The sequence below is a fragment of the Noviherbaspirillum aridicola genome (assembly GCF_019656455.1).
Classification (GTDB): Bacteria; Pseudomonadota; Gammaproteobacteria; order Burkholderiales; family Burkholderiaceae_D; genus Noviherbaspirillum; species Noviherbaspirillum aridicola.
The window spans coordinates 114088-132493 of sequence record NZ_BPMK01000014.1; the positions used below are offsets into that span (position 1 = coordinate 114088).

Below are 18406 nucleotides of genomic sequence, written 5' to 3' on the forward strand. Positions count from 1 at the left end.
TTCACTGCCGCCGGCTCAGGCCGGCCGCATCAGCAACGACTGCGCGGTGCGCCGCGCGCTCGGCAGAAAGCGCGCGATCGTCGTCAGCAGATCGCGCTCGGCGACCGGCTTGGCGAGATAGGCGTCGCAGCCGGCCCAGCTGCCGCGGAAACGGTCGAAGGCGGATGACTTGCTGCTCAACATGATGACCGCCGTGTCGCGCGTGGCGCTGCTGGACTTGATGCGCTTGCAGACCTGGTAGCCGTCCATGCCGGGCATCAGCACGTCGAGAAAAATGCACTGGTAGGTCCTGGCCTGCGCCATGTCGATCGCCATCTCGCCGCTCTCGGCGAAGTCGAGGTGAAAGCGGAACGGCGCCAGGCGCGCGCGCATGAAGGCGCGCACGGTCGCGCTGTCGTCGACCACGAGCACCGCTTCCTGCCCGGGGGCCGTGGCGGCGCCGGCTGCGGGCATCGTCCATTGCGGCGCCGCGGCCGAGGCTGCGGAAGCGACCGGCGCGGCGCCGTGGTCACAGGACCGGCGCGCGCTGCCATCCCAGCCGCCGCCTGCTGCCGCATTGCGCCGCACCCGCTCGAGCAGCGCCACCCGCATCTGCTGATCGAGCGTGTCGAAGAGCCGCATCCAGTGTATGGGTTTCTGCACCAGCGGCCAGTCCAGCGTGACGGTGTTGCGGCCGATCAGGACCGCGGGCGCGTGCACATTGGGCGTGCGCTCGCGCAGCACGCGCAGCGCCTCGGCATTGTCGGCATTGGCGAGATAGACGTCCGGACGCTCGTGTCCGTTGGCTTCGGTGTAGTGGAATGGCCGGCGGTTGCTGAGCCGGAAGGTCGAGGAGAGGAGGTTTTTTTCCGCTTCGGTAAAACCGAGCAGTTCAAGAACGAAACGACGGCTTTCAGCTTGCTGATTCTCATTGAAGACAGACATGTTCATGGCTGGATCGCTTCAGGTCGAGAGGGGAAGGCTGGCGTACTTCGATAAATTAAATAAATGATAACAGAAGCAGCCCGCCCGCCGGCAGCATGGTGGATTTGTTACGAAGCTTACGGCCGGCAGCCGCGGCGCAAAAGATTGATAATGCGTCGTTACGTCCATGAGGAAAATATGAGCGATTTTCGAAGCGATACCGTGACCCGGCCGACACCCGCGATGAAGCAGGCCATGCTCGACGCCGACCTCGGCGACGACGTGTTCGGCGACGACCCGACCGTCAACCGCCTGCAGCAGACGGCGGCGGAGATGCTCGGCTTTGAAGCGGCGCTGTTCGCGCCGAGCGGCACCCAGACCAACCTGATCGCGATGATGAGCCACTGCCAGCGCGGCGACGAAGCCATCGTCGGCCAGCAGTGGCATACCTATCGCTGGGAAGCCGGCGGCATGGCGGTGCTCGGCTCGATACAGCCGCAGCCGCTGGAGCATCAGCCGGACGGAAGCATCGCGCTGGCCGACATCGAAGCGGCGATCAAGCCCGACGATCCCCATTTCGCCCGCACCCGCCTGGTGGTGATCGAGAACACGACGGGCGGCAAGCCGCTGCCGCTGTCCTACATGCGCGAGGTGCGCGCGCTGGCGCAACGCCACAAGCTACAGACGCATATCGACGGCGCGCGGCTGTTCAACGCCGCCGTCGCGCAGTCGCCGCAGGACCCGGTGGCGCAGGCCAGGCTGTTGTGCGAGTCCTACGATTCGCTGTCGCTCTGCCTGTCCAAGGGCCTCGGCGCGCCGGTCGGCTCGCTGCTGCTCGGCCCGAAGGAATTCATCGGCCGCGCGCGCCGCGTGCGCAAGATGCTCGGCGGCGGCATGCGCCAGGCCGGCGTGCTCGCGGCCGCCGGTCTGCACGCGCTGCAGCATCACGTGCTGCGCCTGGCCGAGGACCATGCGAACGCGCAGGCGCTGGCCGAGGGCCTGTCCCGCATCTGCGCCGATCATCCTCGCCTGCGCGGCATGACGACCGTGCATCCGGTGCAGACCAATATCCTGTTCTTCGACATCGACGCGGGCCTCGCGGACGACTTCCTGCGGCATCTGGAGCAGCGGGGGATACGGGTGACCAGCGGCTATTACCGCCATGCCGGGCGGACGATGAAGCGCATCCGCTGGGTCACCCATCTCGATGTCAGCGCGGCGGATGTGCGACACGCGCTGGAAGCCGTCGGGGCTTTCTGAACAGCCTGTAAAGCTTTCTTTCCGACGTGAATTGGCAGGCTTGCACGCCTGCCGCCACGGGTTCTTTCGCGACTGAAAAACGATGGAACCCGACCTTTTCCTCACAGTCATACGCGCCTGTACGCCGGGCAAGCTTTCACGCATGAAAGCCCGCCCGACAAGAATCACGCACGACAGGATGACGAACTAGTGAAGAAAAGCCTTGCCGCCCTCGCAATACTTGCAGCCGCCTCCGCCGCCCACGCCCAGCAGCCCGATCTCCATGGAGATGTAGGCACCACCGGCGCGGGCTTCCATGCCACCGTGCCGCTCGGCGACCAGCTGAATGCGCGTCTCGGACTCGGCTACCTCGGCTACTCGTACAACGGCAGCACGCGCGAGATGGACTATCGCCTCAAGCTCAAGGCCAATACCTACGACGCGCTGCTGGACTGGTATCCGGCGAAGGACAGCGGCTTCCGCGTCACCGCCGGCCTCGCATTCAACGGCAACAAGATCGAGGCGCGCGGAGAACCCGATGCCAGCGGCAATTTCACCATAGGCGGCAATACCTACAGCGCCGCCACCGCGGGCACGGTCAAGGGCAAGGTCTCGTTCAACAAGATCGCGCCTTACCTCGGCCTTGGCTATGGCAGCGGCGGCGACAGGGAAAAGGGCTGGTCGTTCTCGACCGACGTCGGGGTGCTGTTCCAGGGCAGCGCGCGCACCACGCTCTCCAGCAGCGGCTGCAGCGCGGGCGCCGCGGCCTGCAGCCAGCTCAGTGCGGACCTGGCGCGCGAAAACCGCGAGCTGCGCAAGGAGGCCGACCGCTTCAGGCTGTATCCGGTGGTGCGCATCGGCGTGAGCTACAAGTTCTGACCCGGAATCGCCGCGCCCCGCCGGCGGGGCTTTGATTGAACGCATTCCGGCGCCCGGCGGTCTCTTCTACGATCGGAAGTCCTATTTTTTCGGAGAGAAGAATGCCTGGCTACAGCATCAACATTGAAGAAAAAACCCTCGCCAACGACAATTTCCGGGAAGTGCTCTTCACCGGCCCGCACAGCCAGCTGGTGGTGATGACGCTGCAGGCCGGCGAGGAGATCGGCCTCGAGCGGCACGAGACGCATGACCAGTTCATCCGCGTCGAGGAGGGCGAGGGCTATGCGGTGCTCGACGGTGAACGCCACGCGCTGGAAGACGGCGTCGCGGTGGTGATCCCCTCCGGCACCGAGCACAACGTGGTCAATTCCGGCTCGGGCCCGATGCGCCTGTACACGCTCTACGCGCCGGCCGAGCATCCCGACGGCACCCTCCACAAAACCAAGGCCGAGGCCGACGAATACGAGCGCCAGCACCACGGTCACTGAAGTCATGTCCCCCGGCGCCGGGGATGGCGCCGCTCCTGTTTCCCGGATAACATCCCGCTACCCGATTTTGAGAACGGGCAACTTATCCGACAGGAGCGCACATGACCTTTACCGAATCGATCAAGGCCTGCCTTTCCAACTACGCGAATTTCAACGGGCGGGCCAGCCGGTCCGAGTACTGGTGGTTTGCGCTTTTCATCGTCGCCGGCAACGTGGTGCTGAGCATGGTGAGCGACATGCTCAGCCTGCTGTTCTGCCTCGCGCTGCTGGTGCCGTCGATCGCGGCGGCGGCGCGCCGCCTGCATGACACCGACCGCAGCGGATGGATGCAGCTGATCGGTCTGATTCCCTTCGTCGGCTGGCTGGTGGTGATCTACTTCCTCGCGCAGCCCGGCACCGAGGGCAGCAACCGCTTCGGCGACAAGCCCGTGACCGAAACCCCCGCGATCACCCTGGGCTGATCGCACGACGGCCGCCGATGCGGCCGTTTTTCTTTTCCGGGCCGCGCGGCCCGCTAGTTGCCCGATTCATGGAACGGGAAACCGGCGCCGCCCGATGCCCCGCTGCCGGATGCGCCGCCGCCGCTGCTGCGCGCCGCGCCTGCGTCGCGCTCCGGGCCGATGCCGGTCAGGAAGCGGCCGAGCTCATCCGGCGTCTCCCGCGCCGATGGCGCGATCACCACCTGGCTGCCGTCCGGCCGCGTGACCACGCCATAGCCGGGCGGCACCTGCACCGGCTGTCCCGTCCACTCCTGCGGCGCCTGCACGATCAGCGGCGGCGGCTTGCGCTTGGGCTGCGGGAAGCGCGCCTTGGTGTCGATCAGCTTGGCCTTGAGCGTGGAGCGGAAGAAGTCGCCGACCAGCAGGATGGCGTTGTGGCCGCCCTGGCCCCAGTGGTCGCTGCGCATGGTGACGCGCGAGTCGTTGAAGCCGACCCAGGCGCCGGCGACCAGGTTGGGATGCATGAGGATGAACCAGCCGTCGGTGTTGTTCTGCGTGGTGCCGGTCTTGCCGGCGATGTCGGCGGCGATGTTGAAGCGGCTGCGCACCTCGGTGCCGGTGCCCTCGCGCACCACGCCGCGCAGCATGTCGATCAGCTCCACCGCGGTGTTTTCCGACATCGCGCGCTCTGGCTCGCTTTCGAATTCCGCGATGACCTGTCCGTTGCGGTCGGCGATGCGGCTGACCGTGACCGGCTTGCGATGCTCGCCGACGCGGGCGATGGTGGAGTAGGCGGACACCATTTCCAGCAGCGTGACCGGACTGGTGCCGAGCGACAGCGAGGGCACCGCCACCAGCCGGCTGTTCTGGATGCCGGACGCGCGCGCCAGCGTGATCACCTGCTGCAGGCCGACATCCTGCATCACCTGCGCGGTGATGGTGTTCTTGGAAAAGATGAGGCCCTCGCGCATGCTCATCATGCGATGGGAAAAGCCGCTCATGTCGGTAGGCCGCCAGACCGAACCGTCGTCGGCGCGGATCTCGACCTGGCCGTCGGGATAGGCGCGCTCCGGCTGGAAACCGAGCTCGAGCGCGGCGCCGTAGACCAGCGGCTTGAAGGTCGATCCTGGCTGACGCTCCGCCTGGGCCACGTGGTCGAACTGGTCGCGCTCGAAATCGCGGCTGCCGACCCAGGCCTTGACCGCGCCGGTGCGCGGATCGATGGCGACGAAGCCCGCCTCGAGCCGGGTCTTGACGTCGCGCAGCCGCTCCATGAAGCGCTCGTCGGCCTTCAGGCGCGCGAGTATCTGCTGCTCCGGCTGTCCGGCGGCCTGGGCCTTGCGGAATTCCGGCGTCTCCCGCACGAAGGTATCCAGCAGGCCCGGATGCTCGTTCCAGAAGTGGCGGAAGGGCTCGACCTTCTTGCGCAGGCTGGCGTAGGTCGAGGGCGTGTGCGACGCCACCCGGTCGCTGCGCTGCCCCCATTCGACATCGGCGATGTTCTGCAGGACTTCCGCCTGACGCTCGACCGCCTCCGTCGCCGCTTCCTGCAGCCTGTCGTCGAGCGTGCTGGTGATCACCAGGCCGTCGGTGTAGAGGTTGTAGCCGTTCTCCTCGGCCCACTGCAGCAGCTGGCGGCGCACATGCGACGCGAAATGCGGCGCGAGATCGCCGAGCGGATCCGGCTGGCGGGTGAGCGACACCTGCAGCGGCTGCTCGCGCAACGCATCCATGCGCGAGGACTCGAGCATGCCGTGCTTGACCATCTGCGCCAGCACGACATTGCGGCGCTTTTGCGCACGCTCGGGATTGAGCACCGGGTTGTAATAGCTGGTGCCCTTGAGCATGCCGACCAGGGTCGCGCTTTCGAGCAGGTCGAGCTCGGCCGCGGACTTGTCGAAATAGGTGCGGGCCGCCATCTCGATGCCGACCACCTGGTACAGGAAGGGCACCGAGTTGAGATAGGTTTCCAGGATCTCCGGCTTGGTGAAGGACTTCTCGATCTTCAAGGCGGTGACGATCTCGCGCAGCTTGCGGTCAAGCGTGCGCGAGCGTCCGACTTCCTCGGGGAACAGGTTGCGCACCAGCTGCTGGGTGATGGTTGAGCCGCCCTGGGTGTCGCCGCGCAGCGTGTGCCAGGCGGCCGAGAGCGTGCGCCGGATGTCGATGCCGGGATGGTCGTAGAAGCGGTGGTCTTCGGTCGCGATCAGCGCATCGAGCACATGCGGGGAAATGCGGTCCAGCGTCACCTGCTCCTGCAGCCCCCGGGAAAACGTCGCCAACCGCGTGCCGTCGGCCGACAGCAGGATGCTCGGACGCGCGTCGCGCACCGCCCGCAGATCTTCCACGTCGGGCGTGGTGGGAATGACCGCCGATACATGCCGCCATGCCGCCGCCAGCGCGATGCCGAAGGCCAGGATGAACAGACACATCAGCGTGAGCAGGAGGGTCTTCCAGGGAAAGCGGGCTCTTGCGCGGGCGGATGGGGTGGCGTCTCCGGGAGGTTGGTCGGGGTCTTGCTGCGTCGGCTCCTTGTTGTCCAAGATGCGTGCCCTTTCTTGTCGATGGGATTTTTGACAAGAAGGGCAGGCTTTGGTTTTACCGGCACGTTGGAAGCAAAGCAAAGCAAAGCGACAAGCTTGGTTTGAGCAAACGCAAACGCCGGCCGCTTCACGCGGACACCCGCGTTGCGGAACTGTAACATTCCGTTTCCATAAAGCATCAGCACGCCCCATCATGCCGACCGGGACGCCCATTCCGGACGATGTCCGACGTTTCATACTGACCAGCATTCCCTCGGTGCCCTACCTTGAGGCACTGTTGCTGCTGCGCGCGGAGCCGGCCCAGCCCTGGGATGCCGCCACGCTCGCCCGCCGCCTCTACCTCGGCGAGAAGCAGGCCGCCGGACTGCTGCAGCAGTTGCACGAAGCCCAATTGCTTGAACCCGCGGAAGAAGGCGGCTATCGCTACCGCCCGGTCTCGGACGATCTCGACGCCATGGTCGGGCGCGTCGCGCTCGCGTATTCTTCCCGCCTGGTCGAAATCACCAACCTGATCCACTCGGCAACCGGCAAGAAAGCACAGCACTTCGCCGATGCCTTCCTCTGGCGAAAGGATTCGTAATGGCAGCTGTCATCTATTCGCTGTGCGCCCTCACATCCATGCTCTGCACCTGGCTGCTGCTGCGCAGCTATTCCGTCAACCGCTACCGCCTGCTGCTGTGGAGCGGGCTGTGCTTCGCCGGGCTGTCGGTCAACAACCTGCTGCTGGTGATCGACCGGTTGCTGCTGCCGACCACGGTGGACCTGTCCACCGTGCGGCTCGTCGTCGGCCTGATCGCGCTGCTGCCGCTGCTGTACGGGCTGATCTGGGAAGAGGAGTGAGCCAAGGATGAATGAAATGCTGATCGGCGCCATCGCCACCGCCTCTTCCGTCGCCGCGTTGTTTTTCCTGCGCTTCTGGCGCAGCAGCGGGGACCGCTTCTTCCTGTTCTTCGCCCTGTCGTTCTTCATCGACGCCGTCAACCGGGTCGCCCTCGCCGGACGGGCCGTCAACAACGACGGACAGCCGGAGTACTACCTGATCCGCCTGCTCAGCTATGGCCTGATCGTCTACGCGATCCTCGACAAGAATCGCCGCCGCAAGTGACGCGATGGCGTTTATGATGAATGCGTTGCGCAAGGGAGTGCATGCATGCCATCGACGCTGAGTTGCTACTATCTGGATGAACCGCTGGCGGAGGAGGAGTTCGCCTTTGCCGAGCGCACCCTGATCGGCCCCTGGGCGCGCTTCCGCACCCGTGCTGCGGGACTGGTGCAGAAACGGGTGCCGGCGGTGCTGCCGCTACCCGACGAGAGCGGGCGCTACCAGCACACGCGCGAGCAGCGCGCCGCGCGAATGCGCGCCAACCTGCGGCATGCCGGCATCCGCGAAGACCGCGGGCGGCAAGTGGTGTGGGTGATGCCGCACGATTCCGAGTGGGATGCGATCTTCCAGTACGCGATCCGGGAAGAGACCGGCTTCGGTCCCTGGGTGGCGCAGCGCTGGTATGACGAGGGCGGGGTGCTGGTACGGCGCGAACTGCGGCTGGTGGATACGCAGATGCTGCTCAGCCGCCTGTAGAAAATGAAAAGGCCCGCGGTCGCGGGCCTTCATCCTGGACAATCTTGTTTTCAGCCGCGGGCGGGTTGCAAGCTACGCAGCACCGTCATGCCGTGGCGCCGGGTGACGCGGCGGGACGCGGTTTCGATGCTGCCGACGCCGAGGCCGTGGGACCTTAGCGCAGCGGTGCGGGCGCGGGCGCGTGCCCGGCGGGGGAAGGCGAGCCAGGCGACCGGAAAGGCGATCGGCCAGGCGATCAGCCAGCTCTCCAGCCAGGCGGCGGTGAATCCGGCGGCGGGCGCGTCGAGGGTCAGCAGGGTGACGCCGCTGATGACCAGCGCCAGCAGGCCGCTGATGAACAGCGGCGGCAGCAGGCTCGCCAGGCTGCGGGAACCGCGCAGGAACCAGGCACACTCAGTCAGGATGGCCGGCAGCGGCCGGGGATAATGCGAAGGGGCGGGTGCGAACATGTTCGGCTCCTTATCCGCGCGCGGCGATCGAGCGCAGTTCGGCGGCGAGGGCGGGCTGGCTGTTGTCCAGTTCGCACGCCATGCGATGGATCATCAGGATGCTTTGCAGGGTGCGGCGTTCGCTGCGCTGCTCGAGCGTCTTGCGCGGCTTGACGACCAGCAGCGCGGCGCGCAGCAGGCCGATGAGCAGGGGCTTGAAAACAACCAGCACCGCGGCCAGCAGGCCGATGCCGATCATCGGGCGGATCGCACCGACGGCCGTGCCCGCGAATGCCTGCAGCGCGGGTAGCGCGGCTTCGGCGGGAAAGGCAATGGACAGAATGGACATGATTTGCTCCGGACGGACAGACTTAACCAACGTGGCATTTCTTTTTATGCTGCGATGCAGTATAAGTAGGCGCATGGGGCTGAACCAATTCTGTTTCCGCATACCAGCTATACTTGCCGTGAATAACTAACGTGTTATTCACTCCACCATTCCGGGGTTCGAAATGAGCTTCCTCACCCTTGACCTGAACCTGCTGCGCGTCTTCGATGCCGTCATGACCGAGCAGAACCTGACGCGCGCGGCCAGCCGGCTGGCGATGACGCAGCCGGCCGTGTCCAATGCACTGCGCCGCCTGCGCGACTCGCTCGGCGACGAACTGCTGATCCGCACCGCGCACGGGGTGAAGCCGACGCCGCGCGCGGAAACGCTGTGGCCCTCGGTGCGGCGCGCGTTGTCGGAACTGGAAGAGGCGATCGCGCCCGAGCAAAACTTCAACATCTCCACCGCCCAGAGCACCTTCCGCATGGCGATGGCCGACGCCACCGCCGCGCTGTGGCTGCCGGCGCTGGTGCGCTCGATCGAGCGCGAGGCGCCCAAACTCACCATCCGCATGATGCCACTGACCACGCGCGAGCCGCGGCCGATGCTGATCCGGGGCGACATCGACCTCGCGGTCGGCTTTTTCCCGGGCGTGGTGGCGCAGCTGGCGGCGGGGCAGGGCGTGTCGGTATCGCCGATCCGTCATGAACAGCTTTATTCCGGCCGCTACGTGTGCGTGATGCGCAAGGGCCATCCGCTGGCCAAGGAAGAACTCACCCTGGATGCGTATTGCAACGCCAACCATCTGCTGGTGAGCTTTTCGGGCCGCGCGCACGGCCTGGTGGACGAGGCGCTTGCGCAGATCGGCCGCGAGCGCCGCATCCTGCTGACGGTGAACCAGTTCTTCACCGCGGGCCGGGTGGTGGCGACATCGGACCTCATCACCGTGCTGCCGCATCACCTGGTGGCGTCGACCGGCATCACCGGCGCGCTGGTCACCAAGGAGCTGCCGTTCGCGCTGCCGGCGGTGCATATCGACATGCTCTGGCATGAGCGCGACACCCGCAACCCCGCCCACAAGTGGCTGCGCGGCCATCTCAGCGGCACCACCCACGGCGCCTTCTCCCGTCCGGCGAACCAGCCGGCGGCCAACGGCACCACCGGCTGACTCCCGTCCTCACGGTCCGCTAGGCGGTCAGCATGCGCGGCGCCGGCGGCCGCCTGCTGGTCGCCACCCATACCCTCAGCAGCGACAGCAACTTGGCGACATCGACCGGCTTGGTGATGTAGTCGGAGGCGCCGGCGGCGATGCACTTGTCGCGGTCCCCCTTCATCGCCTTGGCGGTCAGCGTGATGATCGGCAGCGCCTGGAATTCCGGCAGGCTGCGGATCGCGCGCATGGTGTCGTAGCCGTCCATCTCCGGCATCATGATGTCCATCAGGACCACTTCCACATCCGGATTGGACTGCAGCACCTCGATGCCGTCACGGCCGTTTTCCGCATACAGCACTTCCATCTGCTGGCGCTCCAGCACCGAGCTGAGCGCGAAGATGTTGCGCAGATCGTCATCGACCACCAGCACCTTGCGTCCGGCCAGATCGACATCGCCGTCGTGCGCTTCCTCGAGCATGCGCTGGCCGGGTTCCGGCAGCGCGGCCTGCGGCCGGTGCAGCAGCAGCGATGTCTCGGCCAGCAGGTGGCGGGGCGAGCGCGCGTCCTTGAGGACGATGGTCCGGGCCACGCGTTCGACCCGTTCGCGCAGCTCGCCCTGCAGCTCGTGGGCGGTATGGATGACCACGGGCAGGTTGCGCAGCCGGTCGTCGGCGCCGATCGACTCGAGCAGCGTGATGCCGTCCAGGTCGGGCAGTCCGAGGTCGAGCACCATGCAGTCGAAGGTGAGCCGCTGCAGCAGGTCGAGCGCTTCGCGGGCATCGCCGGCGGCTTCGATCTGCACGTCGTCGGCGGCGATCAGTTCGACGATCGCCTGCCGCTGCACCGGATCGTCTTCCAGCACCAGCAGCTTGCGCTTGCCATTGGTGACGAATTCCTGGATGCGGGCGAACTCTTCCTGCAGTTGCGCGGTGGAGAACGGCTTGCCGATGCAGGAAGCCGCGCCGCGGCGCAGCGCCTGGGCGCGGTCGAGATGCTCGGACAGCACGTGCACCGGAATATGGCGGGTGGCCGGATCGAGCTTGAGACGATCGAGCACCGCCAGGCCGTCGCCGTCGGCGCGGTCGACATCGAGCAGGATGGCGCTGGGCAGATAGTCGCGCGTCAGCGGCAGCGCCGCGTCGGGCTGCGCCACGATGCCCTTGAAGTTGTTCTCGCGCGCATGGTCGAGCAGCGACTTGGCGGTGCGCTGGTCGTCTTCGACGATCAGCACCGAGGGGTCGCCCGGCGCCACCAGGGCGCGGTCGTCGAAGGCCATTTCTTCCGGCGGCTGGACGCTCTCCGCGCCGGCGCTCGCGGGCGCGGGCAGGGTGTAGACGACATTGGCGGTGACCGCCGGCGCCTGCGGCGCCAGCTTGCGCGGCCGCTCGCAGTTGATGAAACCTTCGCGCTTCCACGGCAGGTAGAGCGTGAAGCTGCTGCCGGCGCCGACCTCGCTTTCGACGCGGATTTCGCCGCTGAGCAGGCGCGCCAGCTCGCGGCTGATCGACAGGCCGAGGCCGGTGCCGCCGTACTTGCGCGCGGTGCTGCCGTCGGCCTGCTGGAAGGCCTCGAAGATCAGCTGCAGCTTGTCGGCGGGGATGCCGACGCCGGTATCGGTGACGGTGAACGCCAGCACGGCCTCGGCCTGCGCCAGGTTGGGATTGTCGGGCGACCAGCCGTGCGCGGCCATGCCGATGCGCAGCGACACGCCGCCGCGCGAGGTGAACTTGAACGCGTTCGACAGCAGGTTCTTGAGGATCTGCTGCAGGCGCGTGGTATCGGTCATCATCGACTGCGGCAGATCGTCGGCCAGCTCGACCGAGAAGCCGAGCTGCTTGGCTTCGGCCATGTGGCGGAAGGTGCGTTCCACATAGGCGCGCAGCGTGGCGAAGCGGTACTCGCCGACTTCGAGCGTGACGGTGCCCGACTCGATCTTGGAGAGGTCGAGAATGTCGTTGATCAGGGTCAGCAGGTCGCTGCCGGAGCCGAAGATGGTGCGCGCATACTCGACCTGGGTTTCGCTCAGATTGCCATTGGGGTTGTCGGCGAGTTGCTGGGCCAGGATCAGCAGGCTGTTGAGCGGCGTGCGCAATTCATGCGACATGTTGGCCAGGAACTCGGACTTGTACTTGGACGACAGCGCCAGCTGCGACGCCTTTTCCTCCAGCGCCAGCTTGGCCTGCTCCACCTCGCGGTTCTTGCGTTCCACCTCGATGTTCTGTTCCGACAGCAGGCGCGCCTTTTCCGCCAGCTCCAGGTTGGTCTGCTGCAGTTCCTGGGCGAGGGACTGCGACTGGGTCAGCAGCGACTCGGTACGGCTGTTGGCCTCGATGGTGTTGAGCACCACGCCGATGGATTCCATCAGCTGGTCGAGGAAGGACAGGTGGGTCTCGGTGAAGCGGTCGAGCGAGGCAAGCTCGATCACCGCCTTGACCTGCTGTTCGAACAGGATCGGCAGCACCACGATATTGGTGGGCGGCGCGGCGCCGAGTCCGGACGAGACCTGGATGTAGTCGCGCGGGACATTGGTCAGCCAGATGCGCTGCTTCTCCACCACGCACTGTCCGACCAGGCCCTCGCCGGGGCCGAAGGAGGCGGGCACGCTGTTGCCCGGCCGGTAGCCGTAGCTGGCCACCCGCTGCAGGCGCGCGTCGTCCGAGGGCGCGTCCATCAGGTAGAACACGCCATGATGCGCGGTGACCAGCGGCGCCAGCTCGGACAGGATCAGCGAAGAGACCGCGCCCAGGTCGCGCTGGCCCTGCAGCAGGCGGGTGAAGCGCGCGAGGTTGGTCTTGAGCCAGTCCTGCTGCGCGTTCTTCTGCGTGGTTTCCTTCAGGTTGCGGATCATCTCGTTGATATTGTCCTTCAGGTCGGCCACCTCGCCGCGCGCATCGACCTGGATCGAACGCGAAAGATCGCCGCGCGTCACCGCGGTGGCGACGTCGGCGATCGCGCGCACCTGGTTGGTCAGGTTGGCCGCGAGCTGGTTGACGTTCTCGGTCAGGTCCTTCCAGGTACCCGCCGCGCCCGGCACCGAGGCCTGGCCGCCGAGCTTGCCTTCCACGCCCACTTCGCGCGCGACGGTGGTGGCCTGGTCGGCGAAGACTTCCAGGGTGTCGGTCATCTCGTTGATGGTATTGGCGAGTTCCGCCATCTCGCCGCGCGCGGCCACGGTCAGCTTCTTCTTGAGGTCGCCGTTCGCGACCGCGGTCACCACGCCGGCGATGCCGCGCACCTGCGCGGTCAGGTTGGCCGCCATGAAGTTGACGTTGTCGGTCAGGTCTTTCCAGGTACCGGCCGCGCCCGGGACTTCCGCCTGGCCGCCGAGCTTGCCTTCGGTGCCCACCTCGCGCGCCACCCGCGTCACTTCCGACGCGAACGATGACAGCTGGTCCACCATCACGTTGATGGTTTCCTTGAGTTCGAGGATCTCGCCCTTCACGTCCACGGTGATCTTCTTGGAGAGATCCCCGCGTGCGACCGCCGTGGTGACGGCCGCGATGTTGCGGACCTGGCCGGTGAGGTTGGACGCCATGAAGTTGACGTTGTCGGTGAGGTCCTTCCAGGTGCCCGAGGCACCGGGCACGTTGGCCTGGCCGCCGAGACGGCCCTCGGTACCCACCTCGCGCGCCACACGCGTCACCTCCGACGCGAAGGAACGCAGCTGGTCCACCATGACGTTGATGGTGTTCTTCAGTTCGAGGATCTCGCCCTTCACATCGACCGTGATCTTCTTCGACAGGTCGCCGTTCGCCACCGCCGTCGTCACATCCGCGATGTTGCGGACCTGGCCGGTCAGGTTGCCCGCCATGGAGTTCACCGAATCCGTCAGGTCCTTCCAGGTACCCGCCACGCCCGGCACATGCGCCTGGCCGCCGAGCTTGCCCTCGGTGCCCACCTCTCGCGCCACCCGCGTCACTTCGGACGCGAACGACGACAGCTGGTCCACCATGGTATTGATGGTGTCCTTCAGTTCCCGGATCTCGCCCTTGACGTCGACGGTGATCTTCTTCGACAGGTCGCCGCGCGCCACGGCGGTAGTCACTTCCGCGATGTTGCGCACCTGGCCGGTGAGGTTGGACGCCATGAAGTTGACGTTGTCGGTCAGGTCCTTCCAGGTGCCGCCCACGCCATTCACATAGGCCTGGCCGCCGAGCTTGCCCTCGGTACCCACCTCGCGCGCCACCCGCGTCACTTCCGAGGCGAAGGAGTTGAGCTGATCCACCATCACGTTGATGGTGTTCTTCAGCTCGAGAATCTCGCCCTTCACATCCACCGTGATCTTCTTCGACAGGTCGCCGTTGGCCACCGCGGTCGTCACTTCCGCGATGTTTCGCACCTGGCCGGTCAGGTTGCCGGCCATGGAGTTGACCGAGTCGGTCAGGTCCTTCCAGGTACCCGCGACGCCGGGCACGTTGGCCTGGCCGCCGAGCTTGCCCTCGGTACCCACCTCGCGCGCCACGCGCGTCACTTCAGACGCGAACGACGACAGCTGGTCCACCATCACGTTGATGGTGTTCTTCAGCTCGAGGATCTCGCCCTTGACGTCCACGGTGATTTTTTTCGACAGGTCGCCGCGCGCCACCGCGGTGGTGACGTCGGCGATGTTGCGGACCTGGCCGGTGAGGTTGGATGCCATGAAGTTGACGTTGTCGGTCAGGTCCTTCCAGGTGCCGCCGACGCCGGGCACATGCGCCTGGCCGCCGAGCTTGCCCTCGGTACCCACCTCGCGCGCCACCCGCGTGACCTCGGATGCGAACGACGACAGCTGGTCCACCATCACGTTGATGGTGTCTTTCAGTTCGAGAATCTCGCCCTTGACGTCGACCGTGATCTTCTTCGACAGATCGCCGCGCGCCACCGCGGTGGTCACTTCCGCGATGTTTCGCACCTGACCGGTGAGGTTGGACGCCATGAAGTTGACGTTGTCGGTCAGGTCCTTCCAGGTGCCGCCGACGCCGGGCACATTGGCCTGGCCGCCGAGGCGTCCTTCGGTGCCCACCTCGCGCGCGACCCGCGTCACTTCCGATGCGAAGGAGCGCAGCTGGTCGACCATGGTATTGATGGTGTCCTTGAGCTCGAGGATTTCCCCGCGCACGTCCACCGTGATCTTCTTCGACAGGTCGCCGTTCGCGACCGCGGTCGTCACCTCCGCGATGTTGCGCACCTGCGAGGTGAGGTTGCCCGCCATCGAGTTGACCGAATCGGTGAGGTCCTTCCAGGTGCCGGCCACGCCCCTGACTTCCGCCTGGCCGCCGAGCTTGCCGTCGGTGCCGACCTCGCGCGCCACGCGGGTGACCTCGGAGGCAAACGAGGACAGCTGCTCGACCATGGTGTTGACGGTGGAGGCGGCGCGCAGGAACTGGCCTTTCAGCGGCCGTCCGTCGACTTCGAGGGACATGCTCTGCGACAGGTCGCCCTTGGCCACCGCGCTGATCACGCGCGCCATTTCGGTGGTCGGATGCACCAGGTCGTCGATCAGGCTGTTGACCGAGCGTACCATCGCGGCCCAGCCGCCGGCCACGCCGGGCGCCGAAGCGCGCTGGCCGAGCCGGCCTTCGCGGCCGACGACGCGGCTGACCGTGGTGATGCTTTCAGCCATCTCCTGGTTGGCGTCGATGATGTCGTTGAGCGTGTCGGCCACCTTGCCCGCCACGCCGGTCCAGTCGGACGGCATGCGCACCGAGAAGTCGCCGCGCTTGAGCGCCTTGAGCGTGGTGAGCAACTGGCGGATGTCGAGGTCCTGGATCGCCTCTTCGTTCATGTCCATGGTGTGTTCTTTCATTTGCTTGTCCTGAAACGACGGCGGCGCGGCCAGTGCAGGCCGCGCCGCGGGCGGTTCGCGCAGGGGTTCAGGCGTGGGTGGCGCGCATGTAGTGGCCGGCCAGCATGTCGGCCGGCAGCGGCTTGCTGTAGTAGTAGCCCTGGTGTTCGTCGCAGCCGAGATCGCGCAGGATATGCAGCTGTTCGGAGGTCTCGACGCCTTCGGCCACGACGCGCAGCGCGAGCGCGCGCGCCATGTTGACGATCGCTTCCACGATCGCGCTGTCGCCGAGGTTCTTGCCGAGGTCGCGCACGAAGGACTGGTCGATCTTCAGGATGTCGATCGGCAGGGCCTTGAGCACCGACAGCGAGGAATAGCCGGTGCCGAAATCGTCGATGGCGATGGTGATGCCGCGCTCGCTGATTTCCTTGAGCACCGAGGTGGCCTTGGCGAGGTCTTCGATCAGCAGCGATTCGGTGATCTCGAGCTGCAGGCTGGACGGCGGCACCTGGTGCTTCCTGAGCGCGCGCTCGATCACCTCCGGCAGTCCGGCGTAGATCTGCGGGATCGCGATGTTGACGGCGATCGGCAGGTTGGGGAAATTGCTGTCGCGTTCCTGCCAGCGGCGCGCCTGCGCGCAGGCGGCGCCGATCACCCATTCGCCGATCGGCACCACCTGGCCGGTGTCGTTGGCGGCATCCATGAACTGCCCCCCGGACAGCAGGCCGAGACGCGGATGATGCCAGCGCAGCAGTGCCTCCACGCCGGCGATGCGGCCAGTGGCGGCTTCCACCTTGGGCTGATAGTAGAGCTCGAATTCATTGTTTTCGAGCGCATGCTGCAGTTCATGCTCGATCTGGCAGCGCTCGACCATGCGCGCGTTCAGGTCCTCGCGGAAGAAGACCGGCGATCCCTTGCGTTCCTTCTTGGCGTGATACATGGCCAGGTCGGCGCAGCGCATCAGCTCGTTCACGCTGGGACCGTCCTGGGGGAACATGCTGATGCCGACGCTGACCGATGTGCGGATGCTCTGCGAGGCTATGGAGAACGGTTCGTCATGCGCGCGCATGATCTTGCGGCCGACCTCGAGCGCCGCCTTGTAGTCGGGCAGGCCTTCCATCAGCACGACGAACTCGTCGCCGCCGAGCCGCGCCACGATGTCGGCGCTGCGCACCGCCTTGCTGATGCGGCGCGAGACCTGCACCAAAAGTTCGTCCCCCGCGTCGTGGCCGAGGGTGTCGTTGATGCTCTTGAACTTGTCCATGTCGAGGAAGAGCAGGGCGAGCTGTTCGCCGCTGCGCGAGGCGCGCGCCACCGCATGCTCGAGATGCTCGGTCAGCGAGCGCCGGTTGAGCAGGTTGGTCAGCGGGTCCTTGGTGGCGAGCGCGTTGGCTCTTTCCTCGGCCTGGCGGCGCTCGATGATCTCGCTCTCGAGCGCGGCGTTGATGCGGCGCAGGTCTTCCATCTGCTGCACCTGCATGTCGCGATTGAGCGCGGCCAGTTCTTCCTTCTGCGCCTGCAGCTGCATGTTCTTCTTTTCGAGTTCGATGAAGACGGCGAGCTTGCTGTAGAGGATCTGCGGGATCACCGGGCTGATCAGGTAGTCGGCCGCGCCGCGTTGATAGCCCTTGAGGCGATTCATCTCGTCGGCATAGAAGGCGGTGACGAAGATGATCGGCGTGGCGGCCGAGCGAGGATGCGAGTGGATGATCTCGGCGGTCTCGAAACCGTCCATGCCGGGCATGCTCACGTCGAGCAGGATCACGGCGAAGTGATGGGTGAGCACTTCCCGCAGCGCGGTCGGGCCCGAATCGGCGGTGACCACCTCGTAGGAGTCGGCTTGCGGTCCGGACGTCAGCAGCGTCTTGAGCGCGAGCAGGCTCGCCGGATGATCGTTGACGAGCAGAATTTTTGGCTTTAGCACTTGAATGGTTTCCCCTGCAATGCACCATGGTGCGCTAAATAACAAACGGCAGCCTTGGCCGCCGGCCTTGTTGTGATGGTGATGGCCGGCTCCGGGCTCGGCGCAAGACGGGGTCTTGGGATGTGGTGGTTGCGGAGCACGGGCTTATTCCCGTGCAAGATTCCTCTGCCCCAACTTTCTTATCCGTCACAGCTTTCTTGGATGGGGAGGGGGGGTCATCGTTCCCGCTGAATAACGAAAAGACGCACGGAAATGCATTTTCCCGTGGCATTTTCACAAGTAAATTTCTGAAGAGAATTAGCTACGGGAAAAAAAATTCTTCGCAGGAAGAGAGTGAGCGCACGCGCTTTTCCCAGGGGGCAAGGAAGTGCGCGCTTGGCGCCCCGCGCGCCGCGGGTTTTTTATGCGTCCCTCATCGCGTCGCGGCGTCGGTTTGCTTTCCTCCAGTCACTGCCGGTGCAGGGGATAGGGTCTGCCTTCGCGATGCACCACGTACTGGCTGCGCACGCGCACGATGCGCACCTCGCAGTCACCCTTGACGTGCACCCATGCCTCGCCGGTGGTCCTCAGAATGTTCGCCAGCCGCAGGTGGCCGTGCAGCAGCCGGTAGCCGTCTCCTTCCCTGACGATCACGATATCCATGCTCATGCCGCTCCTCATCGCGCCTCGCGCTCCAGGAGCGGCATGGTAGAAAGCGTTTGTGACCGGCGGATGTAAGCCGGGTGACAGTTCCGTGAC

Annotated in this window: 16 protein-coding genes; 9 read left to right on the top strand and 7 right to left on the bottom strand. The window is 65.9% G+C overall.

Features of this window, described 5'->3' with window-relative positions; all coding sequences use genetic code 11:
• Nucleotides 1-15 precede the first annotated feature (15 nt).
• Nucleotides 16-930 carry a response regulator gene (locus tag NCCP691_RS15885; RefSeq protein ID WP_220809535.1) on the bottom strand — a complete coding sequence of 305 codons (915 nt, stop codon included), beginning with the start codon at nt 928-930 and terminating at the stop codon, nt 16-18.
• 171 nt (nt 931-1101) lie between these two features.
• Here NCCP691_RS15885 and ltaE point away from each other — a divergent pair, with 171 nt between their 5' ends.
• From ltaE to NCCP691_RS15905, 4 genes are all read left to right on the top strand, one after another.
• Nucleotides 1102-2163, top strand: coding sequence for a low-specificity L-threonine aldolase (gene ltaE / locus NCCP691_RS15890; protein WP_220809536.1), 1062 nt, complete (start codon nt 1102-1104; stop codon nt 2161-2163).
• 189 nt (nt 2164-2352) lie between these two features.
• On the top strand, nt 2353-3021 hold the full coding sequence (locus NCCP691_RS15895; protein WP_238482463.1) for a hypothetical protein: 669 nt from the start codon (nt 2353-2355) through the stop codon (nt 3019-3021).
• Nucleotides 3022-3122: 101 nt separating this feature from the next.
• Nucleotides 3123-3509: a cupin domain-containing protein gene (locus tag NCCP691_RS15900; protein ID WP_220809537.1), complete on the top strand. Its 387-nt coding sequence runs from the start codon at nt 3123-3125 to the stop codon at nt 3507-3509.
• A gap of 101 nt (nt 3510-3610) precedes the next feature.
• The gene (locus NCCP691_RS15905) at nt 3611-3970 is read left to right on the top strand and encodes a DUF805 domain-containing protein (RefSeq protein WP_220809538.1); all 360 of its coding nucleotides are present in this window, start codon (nt 3611-3613) and stop codon (nt 3968-3970) included.
• A 53-nt stretch (nt 3971-4023) separates the two neighbouring features.
• Here the strand turns inward: NCCP691_RS15905 and NCCP691_RS15910 are convergent, their stop codons facing one another.
• Nucleotides 4024-6492 carry a penicillin-binding protein 1A gene (locus NCCP691_RS15910; RefSeq protein WP_238482464.1) on the bottom strand — a complete coding sequence of 823 codons (2469 nt, stop codon included), beginning with the start codon at nt 6490-6492 and terminating at the stop codon, nt 4024-4026.
• A 193-nt stretch (nt 6493-6685) separates the two neighbouring features.
• Between NCCP691_RS15910 and NCCP691_RS15915 the strand changes: the two genes are divergently transcribed.
• The 4 genes from NCCP691_RS15915 to NCCP691_RS15930 are packed head-to-tail and all read left to right on the top strand — an operon-like array spanning nt 6686 to nt 8071.
• A complete protein-coding gene (locus NCCP691_RS15915) occupies nt 6686-7072 on the top strand; it encodes a hypothetical protein (protein ID WP_220809539.1) in 387 nt (128 codons plus the stop codon).
• Nucleotides 7072-7332, top strand: coding sequence for a DUF5985 family protein (locus NCCP691_RS15920; protein WP_220809540.1), 261 nt, complete (start codon nt 7072-7074; stop codon nt 7330-7332). The genes NCCP691_RS15915 and NCCP691_RS15920 overlap by 1 nt, the downstream gene beginning before the upstream one ends.
• A gap of 7 nt (nt 7333-7339) precedes the next feature.
• A complete protein-coding gene (locus NCCP691_RS15925; RefSeq protein WP_220809541.1) occupies nt 7340-7597 on the top strand; it encodes a DUF5985 family protein in 258 nt (85 codons plus the stop codon).
• Between the two features lie 45 nt (nt 7598-7642).
• Nucleotides 7643-8071, top strand: coding sequence for a hypothetical protein (locus NCCP691_RS15930; RefSeq protein WP_220809542.1), 429 nt, complete (start codon nt 7643-7645; stop codon nt 8069-8071).
• A gap of 50 nt (nt 8072-8121) precedes the next feature.
• Here NCCP691_RS15930 and NCCP691_RS15935 read toward each other — a convergent pair whose 3' ends face one another.
• Together NCCP691_RS15935 and NCCP691_RS15940 are read right to left on the bottom strand one after the other, a co-directional pair.
• Entirely contained in the window at nt 8122-8520 is a 399-nt protein-coding gene (locus NCCP691_RS15935; RefSeq protein ID WP_220809543.1) for a DUF2798 domain-containing protein, read from the bottom strand.
• A 10-nt stretch (nt 8521-8530) separates the two neighbouring features.
• A complete protein-coding gene (locus NCCP691_RS15940) occupies nt 8531-8848 on the bottom strand; it encodes a hypothetical protein (protein WP_220809544.1) in 318 nt (105 codons plus the stop codon).
• A 163-nt stretch (nt 8849-9011) separates the two neighbouring features.
• On the opposite strand from NCCP691_RS15940, the gene NCCP691_RS15945 reads away from it, so the two are divergent.
• Nucleotides 9012-9995, top strand: coding sequence for a LysR family transcriptional regulator (locus tag NCCP691_RS15945; protein ID WP_220809545.1), 984 nt, complete (start codon nt 9012-9014; stop codon nt 9993-9995).
• 19 nt (nt 9996-10014) lie between these two features.
• Here NCCP691_RS15945 and NCCP691_RS15950 read toward each other — a convergent pair whose 3' ends face one another.
• From NCCP691_RS15950 to NCCP691_RS15960, 3 genes are all read right to left on the bottom strand, one after another.
• On the bottom strand, nt 10015-15765 hold the full coding sequence (locus NCCP691_RS15950) for a HAMP domain-containing protein (protein WP_238482465.1): 5751 nt from the start codon (nt 15763-15765) through the stop codon (nt 10015-10017).
• 67 nt (nt 15766-15832) lie between these two features.
• Nucleotides 15833-17668 carry a two-component system response regulator gene (locus NCCP691_RS15955; protein ID WP_238482466.1) on the bottom strand — a complete coding sequence of 612 codons (1836 nt, stop codon included), beginning with the start codon at nt 17666-17668 and terminating at the stop codon, nt 15833-15835.
• 447 nt (nt 17669-18115) lie between these two features.
• The gene (locus NCCP691_RS15960; RefSeq protein WP_220809547.1) at nt 18116-18316 is read right to left on the bottom strand and encodes a hypothetical protein; all 201 of its coding nucleotides are present in this window, start codon (nt 18314-18316) and stop codon (nt 18116-18118) included.
• Between the last annotated feature and the right edge of the window lie 90 nt (nt 18317-18406).

Coding starts and splice junctions, on each gene's coding strand:
- NCCP691_RS15940 (WP_220809544.1), bottom strand. CDS start 8,848: ATGTCCATTCTGTCCATTGCCTTTCCCGCCGAAGCCGCGCTACCCGCG.
- NCCP691_RS15920 (WP_220809540.1), top strand. CDS start 7,072: ATGGCAGCTGTCATCTATTCGCTGTGCGCCCTCACATCCATGCTCTGC.
- NCCP691_RS15900 (WP_220809537.1), top strand. CDS start 3,123: ATGCCTGGCTACAGCATCAACATTGAAGAAAAAACCCTCGCCAACGAC.
- NCCP691_RS15930 (WP_220809542.1), top strand. CDS start 7,643: ATGCCATCGACGCTGAGTTGCTACTATCTGGATGAACCGCTGGCGGAG.
- NCCP691_RS15915 (WP_220809539.1), top strand. CDS start 6,686: ATGCCGACCGGGACGCCCATTCCGGACGATGTCCGACGTTTCATACTG.
- NCCP691_RS15925 (WP_220809541.1), top strand. CDS start 7,340: ATGAATGAAATGCTGATCGGCGCCATCGCCACCGCCTCTTCCGTCGCC.
- NCCP691_RS15905 (WP_220809538.1), top strand. CDS start 3,611: ATGACCTTTACCGAATCGATCAAGGCCTGCCTTTCCAACTACGCGAAT.
- NCCP691_RS15960 (WP_220809547.1), bottom strand. CDS start 18,316: ATGAGCATGGATATCGTGATCGTCAGGGAAGGAGACGGCTACCGGCTG.
- NCCP691_RS15950 (WP_238482465.1), bottom strand. CDS start 15,765: ATGAAAGAACACACCATGGACATGAACGAAGAGGCGATCCAGGACCTC.
- ltaE (WP_220809536.1), top strand. CDS start 1,102: ATGAGCGATTTTCGAAGCGATACCGTGACCCGGCCGACACCCGCGATG.
- NCCP691_RS15945 (WP_220809545.1), top strand. CDS start 9,012: ATGAGCTTCCTCACCCTTGACCTGAACCTGCTGCGCGTCTTCGATGCC.
- NCCP691_RS15935 (WP_220809543.1), bottom strand. CDS start 8,520: ATGTTCGCACCCGCCCCTTCGCATTATCCCCGGCCGCTGCCGGCCATC.
- NCCP691_RS15885 (WP_220809535.1), bottom strand. CDS start 930: ATGAACATGTCTGTCTTCAATGAGAATCAGCAAGCTGAAAGCCGTCGT.